Origin of the sequence: Rhizobium sp. BK181, from assembly GCF_014193305.1 — a bacterium.
Classification (GTDB): domain Bacteria; phylum Pseudomonadota; class Alphaproteobacteria; order Rhizobiales; family Rhizobiaceae; genus Rhizobium.
On record NZ_JACHZA010000026.1, the window covers coordinates 1 to 17,622 of the forward strand.

The 17,622-nt window shown below is 58.4% G+C and carries 24 protein-coding genes and 2 pseudogenes; 15 read left to right on the plus strand and 11 right to left on the minus strand.

Annotated elements, in window-relative coordinates; translation table 11 throughout:
- Positions 1-8: 8 nt before the first annotated feature.
- Both FHT77_RS28940 and FHT77_RS28945 read right to left on the minus strand, forming a co-directional pair.
- On the minus strand, positions 9-392 hold the full coding sequence (locus FHT77_RS28940) for an Hsp20/alpha crystallin family protein (RefSeq protein WP_183758829.1): 384 nt from the start codon (positions 390-392) through the stop codon (positions 9-11).
- A gap of 13 nt (positions 393-405) precedes the next feature.
- Complete coding sequence (locus FHT77_RS28945) at positions 406-843, minus strand: Hsp20/alpha crystallin family protein (RefSeq protein WP_183758831.1); 438 nt, start codon at positions 841-843, stop codon at positions 406-408.
- 191 nt (positions 844-1,034) lie between these two features.
- On the opposite strand from FHT77_RS28945, the gene FHT77_RS28950 reads away from it, so the two are divergent.
- Together FHT77_RS28950 and FHT77_RS28955 are read left to right on the plus strand one after the other, a co-directional pair.
- Positions 1,035-1,952, plus strand: a complete 918-nt coding sequence (locus FHT77_RS28950) for a DnaJ C-terminal domain-containing protein (RefSeq protein WP_183758832.1) — start codon at positions 1,035-1,037, stop codon at positions 1,950-1,952.
- A gap of 3 nt (positions 1,953-1,955) precedes the next feature.
- Positions 1,956-2,306: a chaperone modulator CbpM gene (locus FHT77_RS28955; protein ID WP_183758834.1), complete on the plus strand. Its 351-nt coding sequence runs from the start codon at positions 1,956-1,958 to the stop codon at positions 2,304-2,306.
- Positions 2,307-2,396: 90 nt separating this feature from the next.
- On the opposite strand, the gene FHT77_RS28960 is transcribed toward FHT77_RS28955, so the two are convergent.
- The 4 genes from FHT77_RS28960 to FHT77_RS28975 form a co-directional block, all read right to left on the minus strand.
- A complete protein-coding gene (locus tag FHT77_RS28960; RefSeq protein ID WP_312859790.1) occupies positions 2,397-2,882 on the minus strand; it encodes a nucleotide exchange factor GrpE in 486 nt (161 codons plus the stop codon).
- Positions 2,883-2,958: 76 nt separating this feature from the next.
- Positions 2,959-4,875, minus strand: coding sequence for a molecular chaperone DnaK (gene dnaK, locus FHT77_RS28965; protein ID WP_183758838.1), 1,917 nt, complete (start codon positions 4,873-4,875; stop codon positions 2,959-2,961).
- Positions 4,876-4,985: 110 nt separating this feature from the next.
- Entirely contained in the window at positions 4,986-5,630 is a 645-nt protein-coding gene (locus tag FHT77_RS28970; RefSeq protein WP_183758839.1) for a hypothetical protein, read from the minus strand.
- Positions 5,631-5,640: 10 nt separating this feature from the next.
- The gene (locus FHT77_RS28975; protein WP_183758841.1) at positions 5,641-6,291 is read right to left on the minus strand and encodes a helix-turn-helix domain-containing protein; all 651 of its coding nucleotides are present in this window, start codon (positions 6,289-6,291) and stop codon (positions 5,641-5,643) included.
- Between the two features lie 368 nt (positions 6,292-6,659).
- Here FHT77_RS28975 and FHT77_RS28980 point away from each other — a divergent pair.
- The 4 genes and pseudogenes from FHT77_RS28980 to FHT77_RS28995 all read left to right on the plus strand — a co-directional run.
- Positions 6,660-7,555 (plus strand): annotated as a pseudogene (locus FHT77_RS28980) (IS110 family transposase); the annotation flags it as partial.
- A gap of 214 nt (positions 7,556-7,769) precedes the next feature.
- Complete coding sequence (locus FHT77_RS28985; RefSeq protein WP_183758945.1) at positions 7,770-8,165, plus strand: DUF1236 domain-containing protein; 396 nt, start codon at positions 7,770-7,772, stop codon at positions 8,163-8,165.
- Positions 8,166-8,261: 96 nt separating this feature from the next.
- The gene (locus FHT77_RS28990) at positions 8,262-8,483 is read left to right on the plus strand and encodes a hypothetical protein (protein ID WP_183758953.1); all 222 of its coding nucleotides are present in this window, start codon (positions 8,262-8,264) and stop codon (positions 8,481-8,483) included.
- A 303-nt stretch (positions 8,484-8,786) separates the two neighbouring features.
- Positions 8,787-9,059: a BON domain-containing protein gene (locus tag FHT77_RS28995; protein WP_183758843.1), complete on the plus strand. Its 273-nt coding sequence runs from the start codon at positions 8,787-8,789 to the stop codon at positions 9,057-9,059.
- Positions 9,060-9,360: 301 nt separating this feature from the next.
- On the opposite strand, the gene FHT77_RS29000 is transcribed toward FHT77_RS28995, so the two are convergent.
- The 3 genes from FHT77_RS29000 to FHT77_RS29010 all read right to left on the minus strand — a co-directional run bounded on the left by FHT77_RS29000 (position 9,361) and on the right by FHT77_RS29010 (position 11,103).
- Positions 9,361-9,807 carry a sensor histidine kinase gene (locus FHT77_RS29000; RefSeq protein ID WP_312859791.1) on the minus strand — a complete coding sequence of 149 codons (447 nt, stop codon included), beginning with the start codon at positions 9,805-9,807 and terminating at the stop codon, positions 9,361-9,363.
- A complete protein-coding gene (locus FHT77_RS29005) occupies positions 9,767-9,916 on the minus strand; it encodes a hypothetical protein (protein WP_183758847.1) in 150 nt (49 codons plus the stop codon). Before FHT77_RS29005 ends, FHT77_RS29000 begins: the two co-directional genes overlap by 41 nt.
- Before the next feature lie 383 nt (positions 9,917-10,299).
- Positions 10,300-11,103, minus strand: a complete 804-nt coding sequence (locus FHT77_RS29010) for a mechanosensitive ion channel family protein (protein ID WP_183758849.1) — start codon at positions 11,101-11,103, stop codon at positions 10,300-10,302.
- A 156-nt stretch (positions 11,104-11,259) separates the two neighbouring features.
- Between FHT77_RS29010 and FHT77_RS29015 the strand changes: the two genes are divergently transcribed.
- Both FHT77_RS29015 and FHT77_RS29020 read left to right on the plus strand, forming a co-directional pair.
- Positions 11,260-11,445: a DUF3008 family protein gene (locus tag FHT77_RS29015; protein WP_183758851.1), complete on the plus strand. Its 186-nt coding sequence runs from the start codon at positions 11,260-11,262 to the stop codon at positions 11,443-11,445.
- Between the two features lie 31 nt (positions 11,446-11,476).
- Positions 11,477-11,884 carry a DUF4174 domain-containing protein gene (locus FHT77_RS29020; protein WP_183758853.1) on the plus strand — a complete coding sequence of 136 codons (408 nt, stop codon included), beginning with the start codon at positions 11,477-11,479 and terminating at the stop codon, positions 11,882-11,884.
- Between the two features lie 81 nt (positions 11,885-11,965).
- Here the strand turns inward: FHT77_RS29020 and FHT77_RS29025 are convergent, their stop codons facing one another.
- Entirely contained in the window at positions 11,966-12,142 is a 177-nt protein-coding gene (locus tag FHT77_RS29025) for a hypothetical protein (protein ID WP_183758854.1), read from the minus strand.
- A 278-nt stretch (positions 12,143-12,420) separates the two neighbouring features.
- Between FHT77_RS29025 and FHT77_RS29030 the strand changes: the two genes are divergently transcribed.
- Both FHT77_RS29030 and FHT77_RS29035 read left to right on the plus strand, forming a co-directional pair.
- On the plus strand, positions 12,421-12,582 hold the full coding sequence (locus tag FHT77_RS29030) for a DUF1328 domain-containing protein (RefSeq protein ID WP_183758856.1): 162 nt from the start codon (positions 12,421-12,423) through the stop codon (positions 12,580-12,582).
- Between the two features lie 195 nt (positions 12,583-12,777).
- Complete coding sequence (locus FHT77_RS29035; RefSeq protein ID WP_405049319.1) at positions 12,778-13,107, plus strand: hypothetical protein; 330 nt, start codon at positions 12,778-12,780, stop codon at positions 13,105-13,107.
- Positions 13,108-13,144: 37 nt separating this feature from the next.
- Here FHT77_RS29035 and FHT77_RS29040 read toward each other — a convergent pair whose 3' ends face one another.
- A complete protein-coding gene (locus tag FHT77_RS29040) occupies positions 13,145-13,585 on the minus strand; it encodes a hypothetical protein (RefSeq protein ID WP_183758857.1) in 441 nt (146 codons plus the stop codon).
- A 399-nt stretch (positions 13,586-13,984) separates the two neighbouring features.
- Between FHT77_RS29040 and FHT77_RS29045 the strand changes: the two genes are divergently transcribed.
- The 5 genes and pseudogenes from FHT77_RS29045 to FHT77_RS29060 all read left to right on the plus strand — a co-directional run bounded on the left by FHT77_RS29045 (position 13,985) and on the right by FHT77_RS29060 (position 17,549).
- The gene (locus FHT77_RS29045) at positions 13,985-15,028 is read left to right on the plus strand and encodes an isopenicillin N synthase family dioxygenase (protein ID WP_183758859.1); all 1,044 of its coding nucleotides are present in this window, start codon (positions 13,985-13,987) and stop codon (positions 15,026-15,028) included.
- A gap of 281 nt (positions 15,029-15,309) precedes the next feature.
- Complete coding sequence (locus FHT77_RS29050) at positions 15,310-15,609, plus strand: hypothetical protein (protein WP_183758861.1); 300 nt, start codon at positions 15,310-15,312, stop codon at positions 15,607-15,609.
- Positions 15,610-15,648: 39 nt separating this feature from the next.
- Positions 15,649-15,843: a DUF6522 family protein gene (locus FHT77_RS32365; RefSeq protein WP_405049322.1), complete on the plus strand. Its 195-nt coding sequence runs from the start codon at positions 15,649-15,651 to the stop codon at positions 15,841-15,843.
- Positions 15,844-16,520: 677 nt separating this feature from the next.
- A pseudogene (locus FHT77_RS31170) lies at positions 16,521-16,772 on the plus strand (DUF2934 domain-containing protein); the annotation flags it as partial.
- Positions 16,773-16,856: 84 nt separating this feature from the next.
- Complete coding sequence (locus tag FHT77_RS29060) at positions 16,857-17,549, plus strand: DUF599 domain-containing protein (protein ID WP_183758863.1); 693 nt, start codon at positions 16,857-16,859, stop codon at positions 17,547-17,549.
- The last annotated feature ends 73 nt before the right edge of the window (positions 17,550-17,622 follow it).

Sequence of the window (17,622 nt, forward strand, 5' to 3'; positions counted from 1 at the left end):
AACCTCCCTCATCCTGCCTTGACGCTGATCTTGGCGGCTGGCGAAGGCGCCGCTTTCGGCAGTGTAAGTTTAAGCACGCCGTCCCGAAACACGGCCTCGATTTTCGTTGTCTCGATAGGCTCGGAGACCGTGAAGCTGCGTTCATAGTTTCCATCGCGATACTCGGCATGTACCAGCGCATAACCTTCAGGCGCACTGGAGACTGATCGCGCTGAGACCCGCAAGACACGTTGGTCAAGTGTGACGTCGAGGCTGTCTGGATCCGCGCCCGGCATGTCGAGCAACAACCGGACGCCTTTCGGGTCCTCAACTATGTCGGTCGGCGGGGTGAAGACAGGCTCTGTCCGGGTGGCTTCGGCGGGCACTGTCCCGTTGGTTTGCTGGTCGGCCATTGCGGCGTTCTCCTCAGGAGCGGTTGACTGTTATCTTGTGCGGCCTGTCCGCATCCGGGCGGGGCAGATCCAGGCGGAGCACACCTTGCTTGAACTTCGCCGTCGCACGGTCGCCGTCGACGCGGAATGGCAGGACGAGGTTTCGGGCGAACGCGCCGGTGGTGCGTTCCTGGCGGTGGACAACTGCGTCTGCGAGCGGCTCGGCGGGTCGCCTGCCACGCAGAGTAACCGTGTTCTGATGGACGGAGATATCCAGTTCTTCTGGTATCACGCCAGGTATCTCGGCCGTGATCACCGCTCCGTCAGCCCCGGCCCAGATGTTCATCAAGGGGAACTCAGGAGCCGCCGCCAGCCGGAGATTGTCAAACAGACGGCTCATGTCAGTTTGTGCGGACCGCATCTGGCGCAGCGGGTCTAACCATCTTCCCGTGTTCTCGATATTGTGCAGCATGCCGATCTCCCTTTTTATGTCGGATGAAGCTTCGATGTCTCCACAAGGTGCATCCGTGCCGCCGAGGTGACATTGATGACCGTCAGTTTAAAGTTGGAAAAATCCGTGTAACTGCTTTTGTCGTTTTGGCTTAGTTCATCAGCGGTCTTCCTCCCGCCGAGGGAGCATTCACGAAGGACAGGTCTGCATCGATGGCAATGAGCGACCGCGATCCCTACGAGATCCTTGGCGTCAAGCGCGACGCGTCGCAGAACGACATCCAGCGGGCCTATCGCCGCAGGGCAAAGAAGCTGCATCCTGATCTCAACCCTGGAAACAAGCAGGCTGAACAGGACTTCAAAGATCTGTCCGCAGCCTACGAGATTCTGCGCGATGAAGACAAACGCCGCCGTTTCGATAGCGGCGAGATCGATTCGACGGGCGCTGAGAAGCCCGAACGTCGATACTACCGCGACTTCGCAGATGCCGGCGCCCGCGGCAGTACTCACGAGAACGGCGCAGGATTCGCGGACTTTGGTGGCGACGACATATTTTCCGAATTTTTCTCCCGCCGCGGGCGTTCGGGTTTCCGCATGTCCGGCGCGGACGCCCGGTACACTATGGAGGTCGACTTTCTCGATGCAATCAATGGCGGCATACGCCAGGTTACACTATCCGACGGACAGACGCTCGAAATCCGTATTCCGCCTGGCGCGCGCGACGGTCAGACTCTCAGACTGCGTGGCAAGGGCGGTGCTGGCGAAGGGGGCGCGGAGGCGGGTGACGCGCTGATCGAGCTCCACATTCGTCCACATCCTTTCTTCCGCCGCGAGGGTGATGACATCCGCCTCGACCTCCCGATCACGCTCAATGAGGCGGTGCTCGGCGGCAAGGTCAAGGTGCCGACGCCGGCCGGCCCGGTGCTAGCGATCGTGCCCGAGAACTCGTCAAGCGGCAGGACGCTGCGTATGAAGGGAAAGGGTGTGCCTCGGAGAAGCGGTACCCGGGGCGACGTCTACGCCACGCTGAAAATCGTGCTCCCGGAAAGACCGGACACCGAACTAAAGACCTTCGTGGCCGGCTGGTCGGTCGGCAAGAGATACAATCCCAGGCAAGGGATGGGAGTGTAGATCATGGACGATCGGGAATTTGCGTTCCTTCTTCAAATCGATATGGCACGGCTGGGGGTCTTCATCGACCGGAGCTGGATATCGCCGTTCACAATCGACGGAAAAACAATGTTTAAGGATGTGGACGTCGCACGAGCCGAGCTGATAGCCGATCTGACAAATGAAATGGGTATCAACGACGAGGGTATCGATGTGGTGCTGGATCTGCTTGATCAGCTCCATAGTCTCCGCTTCGCGTGCAATAATCTCATCGAGGCGCTGGAGACCCAGCCACTAGGCATCCGGCGCCACGTCGTGACTGACGCACAAGAGTTGAGGAAGCTCACCATGCTTAGATCGCGCGCACTCCGTTGAAACAATATGGAAAGCGGAAAGCCGACTGCCTCCTCCAGGGTTCAACGGGGATGGCCTGGATGCCAACCGATTCAAGTTGTAGCCGTCCCGCTATCTTTGCTGGCCATTTACGGCAACACCGACCATCGCAGGACGAAGCACCCGACCGTGAAGCATGTAGCCTGGCTGAAGCACCTCGACGATGGTGCCTTCCGCGGCTGTCGTGTCGGAATGCTGGCGAATGGCGTGATGAACGTGCGGGTCGAAAGCCGAGCCGAGCGGATCGATGCGTTGCAATCCATGGCGTGAGAGCGTCGCCAGCAGGTTGGCTTCGGTGGCCTCCACGCCCTTCAGCACTGGATCGATCGCGTCGCGGTCCGAATCCTCTCGCGGCGCACTTTCGATCGCGCGCCGCAGATTGTCGAGCGTATCAAGCAGGTCTCCCGTCAGTTGCGAGGCGGCAAACTTCACCGCCTCCTCGCGCTGGCGCTGCATTTGCTGACGGATGTTCTGCTGCTCGGCCAGGGCGCGCAGCAGCTTATCCTTTGTCTCGGCGAGTTCCGCCTGGAGCACCGCGGATGAACCTTGGTCAGCCACGGTTTCCGAGGCCGGGGTATCGACAACGGGTCCAGATTCTGCAGGTTTTGGCCTGGGCTTTTGTTTATGGTCCGTGTCAGCCATGGCGCTGCCCGTCCTTGTTGTCGACTTCCTCGAAATCGGCATCGACGACATCATCGCCTGATGTGGTGCCCGACGGGTCCCCGGACCCGGAGGGCGAGGTGCTCGAAGCCTCATGCACTTTGGCTCCGAAATTCACCGATGCGATCTGCAAGGCCTTGCTCTTCGCCTCGATCTCTTCAACCGATTCCCCAGCGATTGCCGACTTCAGCTCGTCGATTGCCTTCTCAACGGGTGCCCTGTCCGCGGATGGAGCCTTGTCCTTCGCTTCGTCCAGCGCTTTCTGGCTGGTCCCGATCTGCGCGTCTGCCTGATTGCGCGCTTCGACCAAAGCACGCCGCTTCTTGTCGGCCTCCGCATTTGCCTCGGCCTCCTTCACCATTCGGTCGATATCGGCCTGCGACAATCCGCCGGAGGCCTGGATCTTGATCTGCTGCTCCTTGCCAGTGGCCTTGTCCTTTGCCGTCACATTAACGATACCATTGGCGTCGATGTCGAAGGTGACCTCGATCTGCGGCGTTCCACGTGGCGCGGGCGGGATCCCGACGAGATCGAACTGGCCGAGCAGCTTGTTGTCGGCCGCCATCTCACGCTCGCCCTGGAAGACGCGGATCGTGACCGCGTTCTGGTTATCCTCCGCCGTTGAGAAGACCTGGCTCTTCTTTGCCGGTATGGTGGTGTTGCGTTCGATCAGCCGTGTGAACACGCCGCCCAGCGTTTCGATTCCAAGTGACAGCGGCGTGACGTCGAGCAACAGTACGTCCTTGACATCGCCCTGCAGCACGCCTGCCTGGATTGCCGCGCCTATTGCAACCACCTCGTCCGGGTTGACGCTCTTGTTCGGCTCCTTGGCGAAGATTTCTGAAACGACTTCCTGCACCTTGGGCATGCGCGTCATGCCACCGACGAGAACCGCTTCGTTGATGTCGGCCGGCTTTAATTTGGCATCCTTCATCGCCGCCTTGCAGGGTTGTTCAGTGCGCCGAATGAGGTCATCGACTAGATCCTCCAGTTTCGCCCGCCGAAGCTTGATTTCAAGATGCTTGGGGCCGTTTTGGTCGGCGGTGATGAAGGGCAGGCTGACGGTCGTCTCCAGGGCGGAAGAGAGTTCTATTTTGGCTTTTTCTGCTGCCTCGCGCAGCCGCTGGAGTGCCAGCCGGTCCTTGCGCAGATCGATACCCTGGTCCTTCTGAAATTCCTCCGCCAGCCAGTCGACGATACGTTTGTCGAAATCCTCGCCACCGAGAAACGTATCACCATTGGTGGCCCTCACTTCGAACACACCATCGCCGATGTCGAGCAAAGAGATATCAAATGTGCCGCCCCCGAGATCGTAGACTGCGATCTTGCTGCCGTCCTTCTTGTCCAACCCGTAGGCCAAAGCGGCCGCGGTCGGCTCATTGATGATGCGCAGCACATCGAGTCCGGCAATCTTTCCCGCATCCTTCGTCGCCTGGCGCTGGCTGTCGTTGAAATAGGCGGGTACTGTTATCACGGCCTGACTCACCTTTCCGCCTAGATAGGCTTCTGCCGTTTCCTTCATTTTCACCAGGATGTGGGAACTGATCTGGCTGGGGCTATGTTTCTTTCCCGCTACCTCGACCCAGGCATCGCCGTTATCGCCTTTTACGATCTTGTAGGGGACAAGCTTCTTGTCCTTTTCCACCATCGGATCATCGTACCGGCGGCCGATCAGACGCTTAACGGCAAAGATCGTATTTTCGGGGTTGGTCACCGCCTGGCGCTTTGCCGGCTGGCCGACGAGAATCTCCCCATCCTTGGTAAACGCAACGACGGATGGGGTGGTACGACCGCCCTCTGCGTTCTCGATGATTTTGGCCTGCCCCCCTTCCATCACTGCGACGCAGGAATTTGTCGTGCCCAGATCGATACCGATCACCTTGCCTGCCATAGCCGTATCTCCCAAGATTGGGCACAAGCGTTACTGCCGCGCCACGTGCAAAGTCTTGCCGAATAAGCGGGCGTCCGGCCCTGACGGTCGTCAGTTTCAAACCAATTCGGTCATTGGCGGGCGGGCGGCTCGTTACCGAGCCATGGGTCGGGATTGAATTTTGAGAGCGGGAGATCGTCCAGTCGCTTTTCGATCTCGATTTCGTGCACGCGGATGGAATCACCGCCTGACTTAGCCAGGACTTCCTGTGCTCGTTCCTCCATTTCGCGATTTTGAACGCGCACCCAAACCACAATGCCTCCCGCCATAAGCTGAAGCTCCAAGTCTTCTGCCTGCTTCTTTCCGAGATGGTGGATCGCCGCCGCTCCGATGCCGGCGCCGGCGGTCCCAGCGGCCGCGGCTGCGGCGGCAACCAGCGCCAAGCTTCCGCCCGAGGCAACGACCGTGATGGCCGCCGTGGCGGCGCCCAGATAGAATAGCATGCCAGCAATGCTGGCGGTGGCGGTAGTGATATCGTCGCGGGTGACGTAAGCGCGACGCGGTGCGCCTGGGACGTCGGCGATTTCTTCGGAAGGCACGTAAAGCGTACCCAGGCGCCGGCGGACGGTTTCGATATCGCCCATGATGTCGATGTCGGAGCGATCAAATCCTGCGTGAAGCAGTGCCTGCACCGCGTCTTCGAGGATCTCCTCTCGATGGAATACGGCAGCCACCTCACGGATGACACGCCTTTCTAGGTCGTCCTCCTCGGCCATCTGGATTACCTCACATTCGATTGATTCTTATGCTTCGCGGCCCCCGCAGCGAGATAACGCCGCGTTCCTGCAGGTCCCTAAAGGCCCGACAGACTGTCTCGGCGGAGATCCCGAGCATGTCGGCGATATCGTAGCGCGAGATGGGTAACGCGAGACCATGGCCAGTCGCCACTGAAAGCCGTCGGTGAAAGTAGAACAGAAATTCCCGGACCTTTTCCTGTGCGGTCATCGTGGTGGTCACCAGAAGTTGCTCCTGCAACCGTTCCAGCGCTTCGACGATCTGGATTCTGATTTCGAGTGCCGTCTCCGCGTCCTCTTCGGCGAGAGCCTCTACACGGTGGCGCGGGTAGCAGGCTATCAGTGTCCCGTCAGTGACGGCCTGGACAGCAAATCTGTGGTGAAGACGGGCAGTAAATCCGAAGAGATCTCCCGGCAGGTAGATGTCGACGAGCTGCCGGCGCCCCTCTGTACTCATCAGATATTTGCAGGCTGACCCCGAAACGACACGGTACCAGGTGTCGGTGCGCTCTTCTTGGACGTAAATGTCCTGCTCGCGGCGGAAGCGGAGAAGGTGGGCCAGGGCCCGGAGCCTTGCGGGCTCTGCCGTCAGCACTTCTGGTAGGCGATGCAGGGCGATAGAAGTTCCCAAAGCGTCAGCCATTATAAATCCCCTTTCTCGACGATGTCGAAGGCTTGATATCCGCTTTGCTTGTTCGAAAGGGAATTAGGGACCTCTCCGTATCGTAAAATCCCTTAATCTAACGACATGATTGTCTTCCTCGTCCTGACGGACGCCAGTGCAGCCCTGAATTTCTATGGTACGCAATAAGGCTCGTTGTCTTCACGTTGTGGCGATAGTGTGTGAAGGTCTCTTTCCGGGTCCTGCCCGAAACGGCAACCCGACTGGACGTGTCGCGACATGTGTCGATCAGTCGTGTCTTCTCGAAAACACCCTGCAGCGACCGGGCGCGCTGCGTGATCCGTAGCAGCTCTTGGGCCGATCCGGAAGGAATGAAGCCTATCGAACTTGGGCATGACTGCGTGGTGGTGGCGCCGTCGCTGGTGCCCAAGCGAGCGGGCGATCGGGTGAAGACCAACCGCCGCGATGCCGTCAGTCTGGCACGCCTGCACCGGGCGGGGGAACTGACCGCGGTCCGGGTTCCGAATGAAGCTCATGAGGCGATCCGCGACCTCGTACGGGCTCGTGAGGCTGCCAACAGCGTGTTGAAGCAGGCACGCCAGCAGCTCCAGTCTTTTCTGCTGCGTCACGGCCGGATCTATACCGGTCGCACCCCATGGACGCGCGCCCATACAAGATGGCTGGCGCGCCAGACCTTCAATCATCCCGCTCACCACATCCTGTTGGCGGAATATTGCCAAGCCATTGAAGATGCCGGCGTGCGTGTGGATCGGTTGACCAAGCTGGTGGTGGAGACTGCTGCATCCCGGTCGATGGCCCCGGTTGTGGCCGCCTACCAAGCGATGCGTGGCGTCGCGTTGATGACGGCGGTCACCTTTGTGGTAGAAATCGGCGATGTCCGCCGTTTCGACAATCCTCGTCAATTGATGGCATATCTCGGCCTTGTGCCGTCGGAAAGCTCAACCGGCGACCGGGTCAAGCGTGGCAGGATCACCAAAGCGGGCAACAGCCGGGCGCGTCGAGCCCTCATCGAAGGCGCCTGGACATATCGCTTTCCTGCGCGTGTAAGCTCGGGGATCCAGGTGCGGCTGGAGGGATTACCAAGAACAGTTCGAGAGTTTGCGTGGAAAGGTCAGCTGAGGCTTTGAGCGCGGTATCGCAAGCTGATGGGGGCAGGCAAGCCGAAGGTCTAACGGTCACGGCCATTGCTCGGGAAATGGCCGCGTTCCTATGGGCGATCGGGCAGGAGGTCGCGCCCGAGCAAAAGGCTAGATCGTCAGCTTGAAGAACTACGCTTAGCGGGAACATTGAAGTTATCTGCTGTTGAACAAAGATGGAGGCAGGGCTCCGGTTCTGACGAAAATCTAAACATGCACGGAGCCGCCTATAGGACCAAGGTCTTACATCGATCGACTGAAGTCCTATTTTCGGAACCGTCTCATCATCTGGAAGTTATTTTTTGCAGCGGAACAACCCGCTTCCAAAAGGAGGACTTGATGATGAATATCAAAGCAATAGGTATCGCCGCCGGCGTTCTCATGGCATCGACGGGCGCGTTTGCGCAGTCGTCCACGGTAACAGGTGCAGTCGGTGGCGCAGCAACGGGCGCCATTGTCGGCGGCCCAGTCGGCGCAGCAGTCGGCGGCATTGTCGGTGGCGTTGCAGGTACCGTTCTTGATCCGCCGCCGCAGCAGGTCGTAACCTATGTGCAGCAGGCTCCGGCTCCTTCCACGCGTGTCGTGGTGAAAGAGAAGGTAGTCGTCGGGCAGCCGCTGCCGCAAACGGTTGTCGTAACCCCGGTTCCCGAGAACCCGAAGTACGCATACGCAATCGTCAATGACGAACGCGTCATCGTGGAACCTTCTTCGCGGAAGGTCATCCAGGTCATTCAGTGACCTCTGGGCGGCGCAAGCCGCCCTTTTTTCTTCAAAAACCCAAAGCCAGTCGATCGTCATCGGTGCCAGCGTAGCGGGTGCCGCAGGAGTTGAGGAATGATTTATCCCGAAGATAAACCCTCAGGCGTCGCCTTTCCGCTGGTTGTCATCCTGATTGCAATGGCAGCAATCGTCGGCGCTCTGGTCATGAACGCTGGTCAAGCAGCAAGCTCAGCACGGGTTTGGGTCCCTGTCAGCACCGGACCATCAGCGCAAGTCGCGGGGATCGTTCGACCCGACCACCGGCAGATCGCTTCGACGATTGTCCCAAACAACTAACTGTCCGCATTCATCTGGGAGCGAAGGTGGCTGCAGGTCGCGACTGACTTCAAGATCGCAACGCATTGAAACCAAGTCTGGCGACGTTTGTTCCAGACTCTTCAAATTGAACCCGGTAAGCCGGGCTCCTTGCGGCTGCCGTTGGGGGGAAGACAGCCGGTGGCAACGCATGGCGGTTTCGCAAGGGAAGAACTTGTCGAGGTAGAGCTTGTTCCCGGACAAGAGCCCTCGGACTTAAGTCCTATATTAGAACTTAATGATCGTTCGGCTGTTTTCATAGAGGATAGAGAAAGGAATTCGACCATGAACTTCGGCTCGGACAGCTTCAGTCATGAACAGCATTGCGCGAGCGGTCACAGCTCGGCGTCGACGATCGCATCTGTGCAAGCCGCGCTGTCGGCCGATCTCGAACTCGACAGCTCGTCTATTACCGTCAAAATGATTGGTCCTGTTGTTTTGCTTGAGGGATATATCAACAATTCGGCTGACCGAGAGCGCGCGATAGCTGTCGCGGCGTCTATCGTCGGCGCAGCACATCTCCAGGACAGAATGTTTGCTCGGGTTTTTGAGCCGTAGCAAGCAGAGGTGCGTTGATGAACCTGGCGGCGTCGCCCCTTAAGCCGGAGACACCTGGTGTGAGGCGAAGCTGCCTTGGCCTTCGGCACTACCATCCCAAGACGAAGCATCATGGCATTCACCGCCGATCACTTCGGCAATACCACCAAGCGCAGAAACAGCTATTTGCCCATTGGCGGCTTGAGTGGAAACAATAGTGTAAGCCTAGCGCGGATTGGCTCTCTTCAACGGTGAGTTCACCACCGAGTTGTTTGGCAAGACCGGTTACAGGCTTCATTTCCAAGGCTGTCGCTGATTGCGGCTATATTGAAATCACTCGGAAGACCGATACCCCGGTCCCTGACTTGCAGACGGTATTGATTGCTATCAACACGCTCTCCGTGAACCCACACCTCTCCTTCCTCACCTTTGTGATGAGCTCGTTGACGAACAGGCCGACCGGGATTGCAGCATCCGCCGTTATTGTGGCGGGCTCAACGTTGACCACAGTCCCGTGCTTGGGCCCGGTCGTGCCGAGCGCCCCGGCCAGGTTGGAAAGGAATGGCTCCAGATCAATCTCACGGGCATCTCGTTGTCGAAACAGTTGATCATGTACCGTTGCTACGGCATGGACCCGTGAGGCTGCATCACGCAGAACTGCACGCGAGGTTTCGCCGGATTTCTGCGCCTGGAGATTGAGCAAGGCTGAAACCAGCGACAGACTGTTTTTACGCGATGGCCGATTTCCTTGATGACCAGGCTTTGAAATCCTCCAGCTTTTGGGTCGCGGTGACGTCGGTATTGGTCCCGAACCAGCGCTTGATCCTGCCCTTTCCATGGAGGACGGGGGTGGCGCGCGACAGGAACCAGCGAACCATCACGAACTTGCTTGGCTCAATGACGAGCGATGGCTGGGCAACAGCGTCGAGGATGGCGGGACAGTCGAATTCCAGCCTGCGTCACCTGAAGCACTGCTCTGAGCCCCGCAGGTCTTTCGATATCAGGAAACATTGACCTACCCACATTGACTGCCAGTAAATTCCGCCAACAATCCAATTGCTCGGCCCTGGGATGTCAGCTTTCGCATTGTCGCACGAGCAGCAGAGAGGTTTGGCGTCAAGCGGGTAGTAATGTTGATCACCCCGAAGCCTAGCGATCCAGTGAGCCCTTTTCCATGAGGGCCCCTTCGCTGGCGGTCTTGGCTTATAGGCGGAGCTGAAGTTTGCCGCCGGTTATGCGCCAGCCAGCCGGCAATATTACTCTATAGAAATCCCTCTTCGACGAGGCCGGCTTTCAAGTGGTCGATAATATCATAGCGCGTTTCGGTCCACTCCCGCGTGTTTGCCCAATATTCGATCTTGAGGACGGTCTTATCTGTCGTCAGGTCATCGCTGAACACGCGCGGGGCCGGTTGCGTCTTCACGCGCTTGTCGGATGAAACGATCCTCATGACCGCCTGTTTGGCCGTCCTAAGGTCGGCATCGTTGCCGATGGCGATTGACAGCTCCTGGCGACGGCTTGGCTCGCGGCTGTGGTTGACGATCGGCGTGTTCCATAGCGTCGAATTTGGAGCCATGAGGTAGAGACCGTCCGTCGTCTTCATCTCCGTAGCGAAGAGCCCGATCTCGCGGATAAAACCTTTGACACTGCCTGTCTCAATATATTCGCCGACCCGGAAAGGCCGCAGCACGAGAAGCATGATGCCTGCGGCGATGTTTTGCAGCGTGCCCTGTAGGGCGAGGCCGATAGCAAGGCCGGCAGCACCGAGGGCAGCGATGATCGAGGCAGTCTGAACGCCGAATTGGCCAAGGACGGTGACAAACACCAGGACGAGTAGTCCGTAATTCAGGAGGTTCTGGAAAAAGCGCGCCAGCGTCTCGTCGATTCCGTGGATCTTCGAGATGACGCGGTATGCCGAACGGCTGATGACCCCTGACAGAATCCAGCCGCCGACCAGCAGTACGATGGCACCGAGAAGTGAAAATCCGTATGTGACTGCGAGCGCAGCTGCCTGATTGAATGCAGTGCGCGTCGCGAGAACAACATCCGCTGCGTGGTTTTCCATAATACTATCCATGATTGCCTGGGGAGGGTGACGGAGACTTCGGGAGCGTCAGGAGCAACGATCGCACATTGTAATTGGTTCCGCCGGCTAGCCGATATCCAAAGGGAACCTTTGCCGCGGCAGGCAAGTTATTCCGGTCAGCAAAGGAGAACACGAATGCCCGCCAAATCCAAAGCCCAGCAGAAAGCAGCTGGCGCCGCCCTCGCGGCCAAGCGTGGTCAGGCACCGAAGAGCCGGCTCAAGGGAGCTTCCAAAGAAATGGTCGAGAGCATGAGTGAGCGACAGCTCGAAGAATTCGCCTCGACGAAGCGAAAGGGAAAGCCGGAGCGCGTTTCTCACTAGCGCAGAGCTATCGGCTTTAAATAGGCACGACATGCTGAAATCGTTTATTCGGGAGATCATCGGAGCGCCTCCTGTCGCGACCGATCCGTGCCCCAGCCTTCTGGCGTTCCGCAACACCTCCCACGTCCTTGTCCTCTTCGAAGGTGGGGACGATGATCGACCCGAGGCGCAGGAACAACTGCTGGAAAACCAACAGGATGTGCTTTCCGCGCATAATATCGCCATCGTTCGGGTGGCCGGCGGCGGTGTCTTTACCAGTCTCGACCAGGTGATGGAGATAGAAGCGGACGAGGTTCGCCACGATCTCGATGGCCCGTCGCCCGAGGAATTTGAGGCAGTGCTGATCGATCCCCAGGGGGAGACCAAGCTTCGTTCACGCGAGCCCGTCAGCGTGCCGTTTCTGACAGAAGCAATCGGTCGCTTGCCCACGGAGCGGTAGTGGGGCTGGCTGCGCTTGGCCAATCCTTAGCGCAAGCGCGTCGACCTGGCCCGGGAATGGCCCCATAGTTCGGTCATTGCGTCAAGACATATGGAACCACGCGCTGTCCGGCGAAAAGAGCAGGGCTGCGCCACGTTCATGCCGGATTTCGCTGGTGTGGGTAGCGCGTGGACCGACGAGCGCGACGTGGTTTTCATTAATCATTTTGTCGATCAACCGATGCTTCAGGGGGCGTCGCGAGTTCTCAAGATCTTGCATGAACGCAGCCAGCGCTCGCCCGACGAACTGGCCCCCTTATGGAATCTCCTTGTCATTTCGGCACTTCTCGCGGCGAGTTGGTGTGATGTTGTCCTTTCCAGACGTATTAAAGCTTCTCAAAGGCCCCCAGCCGAGCCGCCAAGGCCAAGAGACGGGGACAGCGTTTTCACTCGCCGTCGCCTGATGGCCGCAGCCTAGGTCGGGTTCGCAGTGCTGCTTCGCCGGAACCAAATCGCCTTCCGCACAGTTTCCTTGTGATCAGAATGACGGAGGTGGAAATGCTGTACTATGCTCTGGTATTCCTGGTCGTTGCATTGATTGCAGGCGTGCTCGGCTTCGGCGGGGTTGCTGGTGCATCCGCATCGATCGCTCAGGTCCTGTTCTTCATCTTCCTGGTTCTCTTTGTCGTGTCGCTCGCCATGCGCGTCATAAGGCGTTAACGTAGCGAGGTCCTTTCTGAGTTGAATTCAACTTGAGGTCAGCAACGACCAGGGGCGGCCATGAGACTTGTCCTTTGTCGGCAATATGCGATTACAGGATCCATCATAATGCCACTAAGCACTCCTACACAGCCGGCTGGTTCCGACACCGAGGAAGAGCTCCAGGCGCATCTTGCGGAGCTGGAAGCTCTGGCTATGGCTGACGATGAAGCGACGGCTCAAACAAGCCGCCCGTTTGACGATGTGCAAGCCGATCTTTATGCTCTTCGACAGGAGATCGAACATCTCCGAGGTCGGCTTCATGTCATTACTGCGCAAGCCGAGACCGTCGTCAAATCTCGTGTAGAGTGGGCGGATGCCAGTGCTCATGCCCAGCTCGGGCAATATCCGTGGTTAAAGCTCGCGGGAGCAATGGCGGGCACGTTCATCGCAACGAGGCTGATCAGGTCTTTGCCGCTCGGCCCGCTTTTAACGGCGGCACTTCCGCTGGTCGCGGCCTCCGTACAGGGCAAGATTGAGAAATAGTCCCAACGGCCAATCTGCGACAACGCGCCGACCGCTGTCAGTGGAAGGATTCGACAAACGCGCGCTGAAAACGGTCGCCAAGCTGAATTCGTTCGGCGGCGACAGCCACGAGTGCCCGACGCAAACGCTGTTCGAAGACGTGGGATTGCGGCTGCCGTAAGCGACCATGCGGGGTTACGCTTTTCATTGTAATGCGATTTCCAAGGCCGGAACGATATTGAGCAAGGGTCAGACCCGCCTTGATGAGCAGTGCGCGAATATCAGGTCTGCGCTCGGCGGCAATGGAAATTCTAAATGCCGAGATGAGCATGCTTTTCGCAATGGGCAACTCGATCTCATCGATGAGATCATTTCCGATCTCGTTATCCCTTATGAAAAGCAGGAACTGATCAATGAATTGATTAGCTTCCGCCACCCGGTCATCGACCATGTCCTGGTGAAAGCTCTGAGTAGTCTGATCATGGCGGTACAGGCGCATCTGTGTCTCCTTTTGGGGGGGAAACGCTGATGTATGATTTTGGTTCGTCGCGCGCTGCTGGCAAAACATCCCCACTCGAGTCGAAGCCGCCGGTTGGCGCTCAGGGGAGGCCGTCGCTAAAAGGCGCTTGCTTTTCGGTGAATGCTCGGTCGATCGTGATAGCGCCACCTGTGAACACCTGGGACCGAGGCGGCTTGAGCGGCGTTGCTCGTCGAGCCGAGCAGCTTGTCGAAGCCGGCATCTAATTTAGGTGTCCGATCCCCTGCTCGCGTATTTGTTTCGCTTCAAGCTACGCTTGCGAAATGGTTTTCCCGTAAACGGTGCGCCTGGCGCAGGTTACACCGTTCCCGCGGTGCGCATTATGCCTATGATCACCTGAAGCCATCTTCAGGAACCGCAATGACGACAGCTTTTCCAGTCGCGCCCTCGGCCATGTTGCCAACATTGGACCTTTCGAAATTCCACGCCGGTCCCGGCGAGCGCCTGGCCTTCATCGCAGATCTCCGCCACATTCTGCATGCCCATGGCTTCTTCTACCTCAAAGGGCATGGCGTTGATCCAGAGCTTATCGGGGACGTCTTAGCGACTGCGAAACGTTTCTTCGCGCTCCCAATGGAGGAGAAGCTCAAGATCGAAATGCTGAAGTCGCCGCACTTCCGGGGCTACAATAGAGCCGGGCAGGAACGCACGCGTGGTGCGCAGGACTGGCGCGAACAACTCGACATCAACACCGAAGCCGTCGCAGCTGACATTGGACCGGACTCGCCGCCATGGAAGTGGCTCCAGGGGCCGAACCAGTGGCCGGAAGCGCTACCCGAGTTACGGCCGCTTCTTCTGGCGTACCAAGCGGAAGTAACGCGCATCGGCATCGACATTCTCAGGGCTATCGCCGCGGCACTGGACCAGCCCGAGGGCGTCTTCGCGCAGATCTATGAACCTCAGCCGTCTCAGCTCCTCAAGATCATTCGCTACCCGGGGCGGGATGTCGCGGAGACCGATCAGGGCGTCGGCGCGCACAAGGACGGCGGCTTCGTTACGGTGCTGCTGCAGGACACGACGCCGGGTTTGCGTGTTCGTGCCGAGGACGGGGAGTGGGTCAGTGCGCCGCCGGTGGCCGATACATTTGTGATCAACACTGGCGAACTCCTGGAACTCGCGACGAACGGGTTCGTGCGCGCGGATGTTCATGAGGTGGTCGCCCCGCCGCCTGGTGTCGAGCGCTTTTCGGTGGCGTTCTTCCTGGGATCCCGACCGGATGCAACGATACCGGTCATCGAGCTACCTGATGAGCTGAAACGGTCCGAGCGCGGAGTTTCAGTCGATCCGTTGAATCCGATCTTCCGCGAGGTTGGGATCAATCAACTTAAAAGCAGGCTTCGATCACATCCAGACGTCGCAGCGGCGCATCATGCCGAACTGGTCCGAATGGTCCTGGAGCAGTGACGAGCCTAATCGCGATAACCATTTGGCAAGCCTCTGGACCTGCCGGCAAATTGGGGGCACGGCTCGCGGAGGTCGGTCGCCAACTTCAATTGCTTACTCGGCGAGCTCTGCGCCACGCAACCGTTCTTAGCGCCTTTCGGTCCGTATTTGATCTCGCTCAAAGACTTCTGCGTGATGTGAGCTACTCTCTAAACCGCTCGGTTACGACCCGTTCCCGAGCCCCGAGAGCTTGGCCCGTTTCTGAAGTATGACGGGTCAATACTTGTTCAAGGAGCGCGAACATGTCTGTCAGGTTTCTCACAGCATTTCTGAAATCCTCTGGAGACGGTGGTGTCGTTCTTCTCGAGAATGAAGGCGAGCAGCGAACCGTCATCGTCGAACGCGAAGCATTGCTGGAATTTGCGTCGCCCCGCAGGGCAGACGAGTGCCGGTTGCAGCAGAGCATTGGACCGATCTGTGAAATAGCGGCTGCGAAATTGAAACAGCGCACGATCGGACCCTATGAGCGTATTCGGATCCGTGGCAGTGATGTCGTAAACTGGAAGCATACGGCGGAAATCCCGTTTCAGGACCGCATCTGAGACCCCACCGGCGGGTAGGCAACGTGAAGATCATTCGGGATATGGGCGGCGACTTTTGTCGTTGACGCCGAGCAAGTCGCGTCGAGGTTCGGTTTATCACAGGGTGCCATGCGACATCACATGAAGCGGGGCGCGCTCGTCAGCATTGTCGAAATGGCGACTGGCGAAGACGGAGGGAACTGCCGTTTATCCCTGCGCGTCGGGAACCGGATATGGCGGGTGTCATCGGGCTGACGCAGGAGGATGGGCACCAGCGGATACTATGGCCGAACGGATTCACGTGCACTGCACGAGTGGACGCCAGTAACGCTTCTATAGGAAGAACTGACATCCGAACGAAACCGCGGCGATTGCCAGTGGCATTGTTAGCGCCATGGCAATGCTTTGCCAATCGGAAGGATATTCGACAGCGCGGTATTTCAAGTTCATTTCAGATACTCCCGTACACAGGTATGAGCCTATCGGGTTCGCTGGCGATGTCTTCTCAAAATAAGTTTCTTGCTGAAATCTCAGGCGATGATGGGCATCCTGGTAGCGTGCCCGGTGCCCATGAATCACGCTAGACGTTGGCATTCCAGCGACTGACTGGGGGCGCACCGCGCAGAAAGGTCTCCGCGCAACATGTTCGTCCCTCTCGCCAATTTCTGCGTTTCGATTTCGAGGGATGCCATGAAGAGTATCCACGCTTGTCGCCGTACTTGTCAGCACGCTTCACCTGTGCCTGAACTGCTAGCGATCGCTCACTTTCGAAATACTGCCGTGGCAAGTGATATTAAGTTCTCGGTATTTTATGACCTATGAGCGAGCTAAGGACAGTGAGCCAAAGCAACCGCGCCGCGAGAAGCGGTCGACGCATCAAATCCATCCCAACAAGGATCCGCCCGAATGGTCGGAGTGGTATTTGTGTTACCGAACGGATCCGGCTTCGCGCCTACTCAATCTGGGAAGCCGAGGGCAGCCCGGAAGATCGGCACGAAGACCATTGACTTCAGGCTGAACACGAGATCCTCCACGAGTTCGATATCCTCGAGGGAGACGACGTGCCCAGCCTTGCAGCCCTTCGGGAAGCTGCTCGCGAGCACACCGACACTTTCCTCGTTCCGGCCGACCTCATCGACGCCGATCAGCGCGAGGCGGCGTCAGGTACGCGCGAGCAACCATAGCGGCGAGTGCTTCGGCCAGGGGGCGTCTCTTGGAGAAAACCGACACCCGCGATAGGGTGCCGACAAACTCGGCCGGGGAACCTCATGGACGCGCTCAATATAGCTGCGATCGCCTTTTTCATATTGGTCTGGATTGCAATCGAGCCGTTGATGGCATTGGGCTGGCCGCGGCCCAACGACAGCCTTTCAGTCGACATGGTCCGCGTGCGATCTGCGTGGATGCGGGAGACCTTGACCCGCGACAACAACTTCATCGGCGACGCCGCCATCCTGGGGCACACGATCAACTCGGCGTCCTTCTTCGGATCCGCGAACCTGATCATCATCGTCGGCCTCAGCGGCGCGCTCTTCATGGAGCCGAACTATGGCAATGGCAACGGTCTCATCGCAATGTTCGCGGCCAAGGATCCCGCATGGCTGTTCCAGACGAAAGTCCTGCTGATCATCGCGACGCTTCTGCGTGGGCTGTCCGATTTCATCTGGGCTGTGCGGCAGCTCAACTACTGTCTTGCCGCAATCGGCGCCAGTCCATCGCGACAGGAGGAGCGCGATATCGCGGCATGGACGGAAGCGCTGACGATGGTCCTCAACCCGGCACTCCGATCGTTCAGCGTCGGCGTCCGCTCCTATTACTTCACTGTGGCTGCGGCGTTCTGGTTTCTTGGACCAATTCCATTCGCGATGGCCACTGTGCTCGGTGTTTGCCTGCTAATATGGCGCCAATCTTGGTCAGATACCGCGAAGGGGATTATGGCCATTCGCAAGCTATTAGACTGAGCTCCGTACAGCGCCTGGCAAATAGCGCGCGGTTACTGACCATGATCCGGTTAATCACGGAGCCGCGGGCGGG

Excerpts from the sequence above, each read along its gene's own strand:
- FHT77_RS28940 (WP_183758829.1), bottom strand. The coding sequence starts at position 392 with ATGGCCGACCAGCAAACCAACGGGACAGTGCCCGCCGAAGCCACCCGG.
- FHT77_RS28945 (WP_183758831.1), bottom strand. The coding sequence starts at position 843 with ATGCTGCACAATATCGAGAACACGGGAAGATGGTTAGACCCGCTGCGC.
- FHT77_RS28950 (WP_183758832.1), top strand. The coding sequence starts at position 1,035 with ATGGCAATGAGCGACCGCGATCCCTACGAGATCCTTGGCGTCAAGCGC.
- FHT77_RS28955 (WP_183758834.1), top strand. The coding sequence starts at position 1,956 with ATGGACGATCGGGAATTTGCGTTCCTTCTTCAAATCGATATGGCACGG.
- dnaK (WP_183758838.1), bottom strand. The coding sequence starts at position 4,875 with ATGGCAGGCAAGGTGATCGGTATCGATCTGGGCACGACAAATTCCTGC.
- FHT77_RS28970 (WP_183758839.1), bottom strand. The coding sequence starts at position 5,630 with ATGGCCGAGGAGGACGACCTAGAAAGGCGTGTCATCCGTGAGGTGGCT.
- FHT77_RS28975 (WP_183758841.1), bottom strand. The coding sequence starts at position 6,291 with ATGGCTGACGCTTTGGGAACTTCTATCGCCCTGCATCGCCTACCAGAA.
- FHT77_RS28985 (WP_183758945.1), top strand. The coding sequence starts at position 7,770 with ATGAATATCAAAGCAATAGGTATCGCCGCCGGCGTTCTCATGGCATCG.
- FHT77_RS28990 (WP_183758953.1), top strand. The coding sequence starts at position 8,262 with ATGATTTATCCCGAAGATAAACCCTCAGGCGTCGCCTTTCCGCTGGTT.
- FHT77_RS28995 (WP_183758843.1), top strand. The coding sequence starts at position 8,787 with ATGAACTTCGGCTCGGACAGCTTCAGTCATGAACAGCATTGCGCGAGC.
- FHT77_RS29005 (WP_183758847.1), bottom strand. The coding sequence starts at position 9,916 with ATGGTTCGCTGGTTCCTGTCGCGCGCCACCCCCGTCCTCCATGGAAAG.
- FHT77_RS29010 (WP_183758849.1), bottom strand. The coding sequence starts at position 11,103 with ATGGAAAACCACGCAGCGGATGTTGTTCTCGCGACGCGCACTGCATTC.
- FHT77_RS29015 (WP_183758851.1), top strand. The coding sequence starts at position 11,260 with ATGCCCGCCAAATCCAAAGCCCAGCAGAAAGCAGCTGGCGCCGCCCTC.
- FHT77_RS29020 (WP_183758853.1), top strand. The coding sequence starts at position 11,477 with ATGCTGAAATCGTTTATTCGGGAGATCATCGGAGCGCCTCCTGTCGCG.
- FHT77_RS29025 (WP_183758854.1), bottom strand. The coding sequence starts at position 12,142 with ATGCAAGATCTTGAGAACTCGCGACGCCCCCTGAAGCATCGGTTGATC.
- FHT77_RS29030 (WP_183758856.1), top strand. The coding sequence starts at position 12,421 with ATGCTGTACTATGCTCTGGTATTCCTGGTCGTTGCATTGATTGCAGGC.
- FHT77_RS29035 (WP_405049319.1), top strand. The coding sequence starts at position 12,778 with ATGGCTGACGATGAAGCGACGGCTCAAACAAGCCGCCCGTTTGACGAT.
- FHT77_RS29040 (WP_183758857.1), bottom strand. The coding sequence starts at position 13,585 with ATGCGCCTGTACCGCCATGATCAGACTACTCAGAGCTTTCACCAGGAC.
- FHT77_RS29045 (WP_183758859.1), top strand. The coding sequence starts at position 13,985 with ATGACGACAGCTTTTCCAGTCGCGCCCTCGGCCATGTTGCCAACATTG.
- FHT77_RS29050 (WP_183758861.1), top strand. The coding sequence starts at position 15,310 with ATGTCTGTCAGGTTTCTCACAGCATTTCTGAAATCCTCTGGAGACGGT.
- FHT77_RS29060 (WP_183758863.1), top strand. The coding sequence starts at position 16,857 with ATGGACGCGCTCAATATAGCTGCGATCGCCTTTTTCATATTGGTCTGG.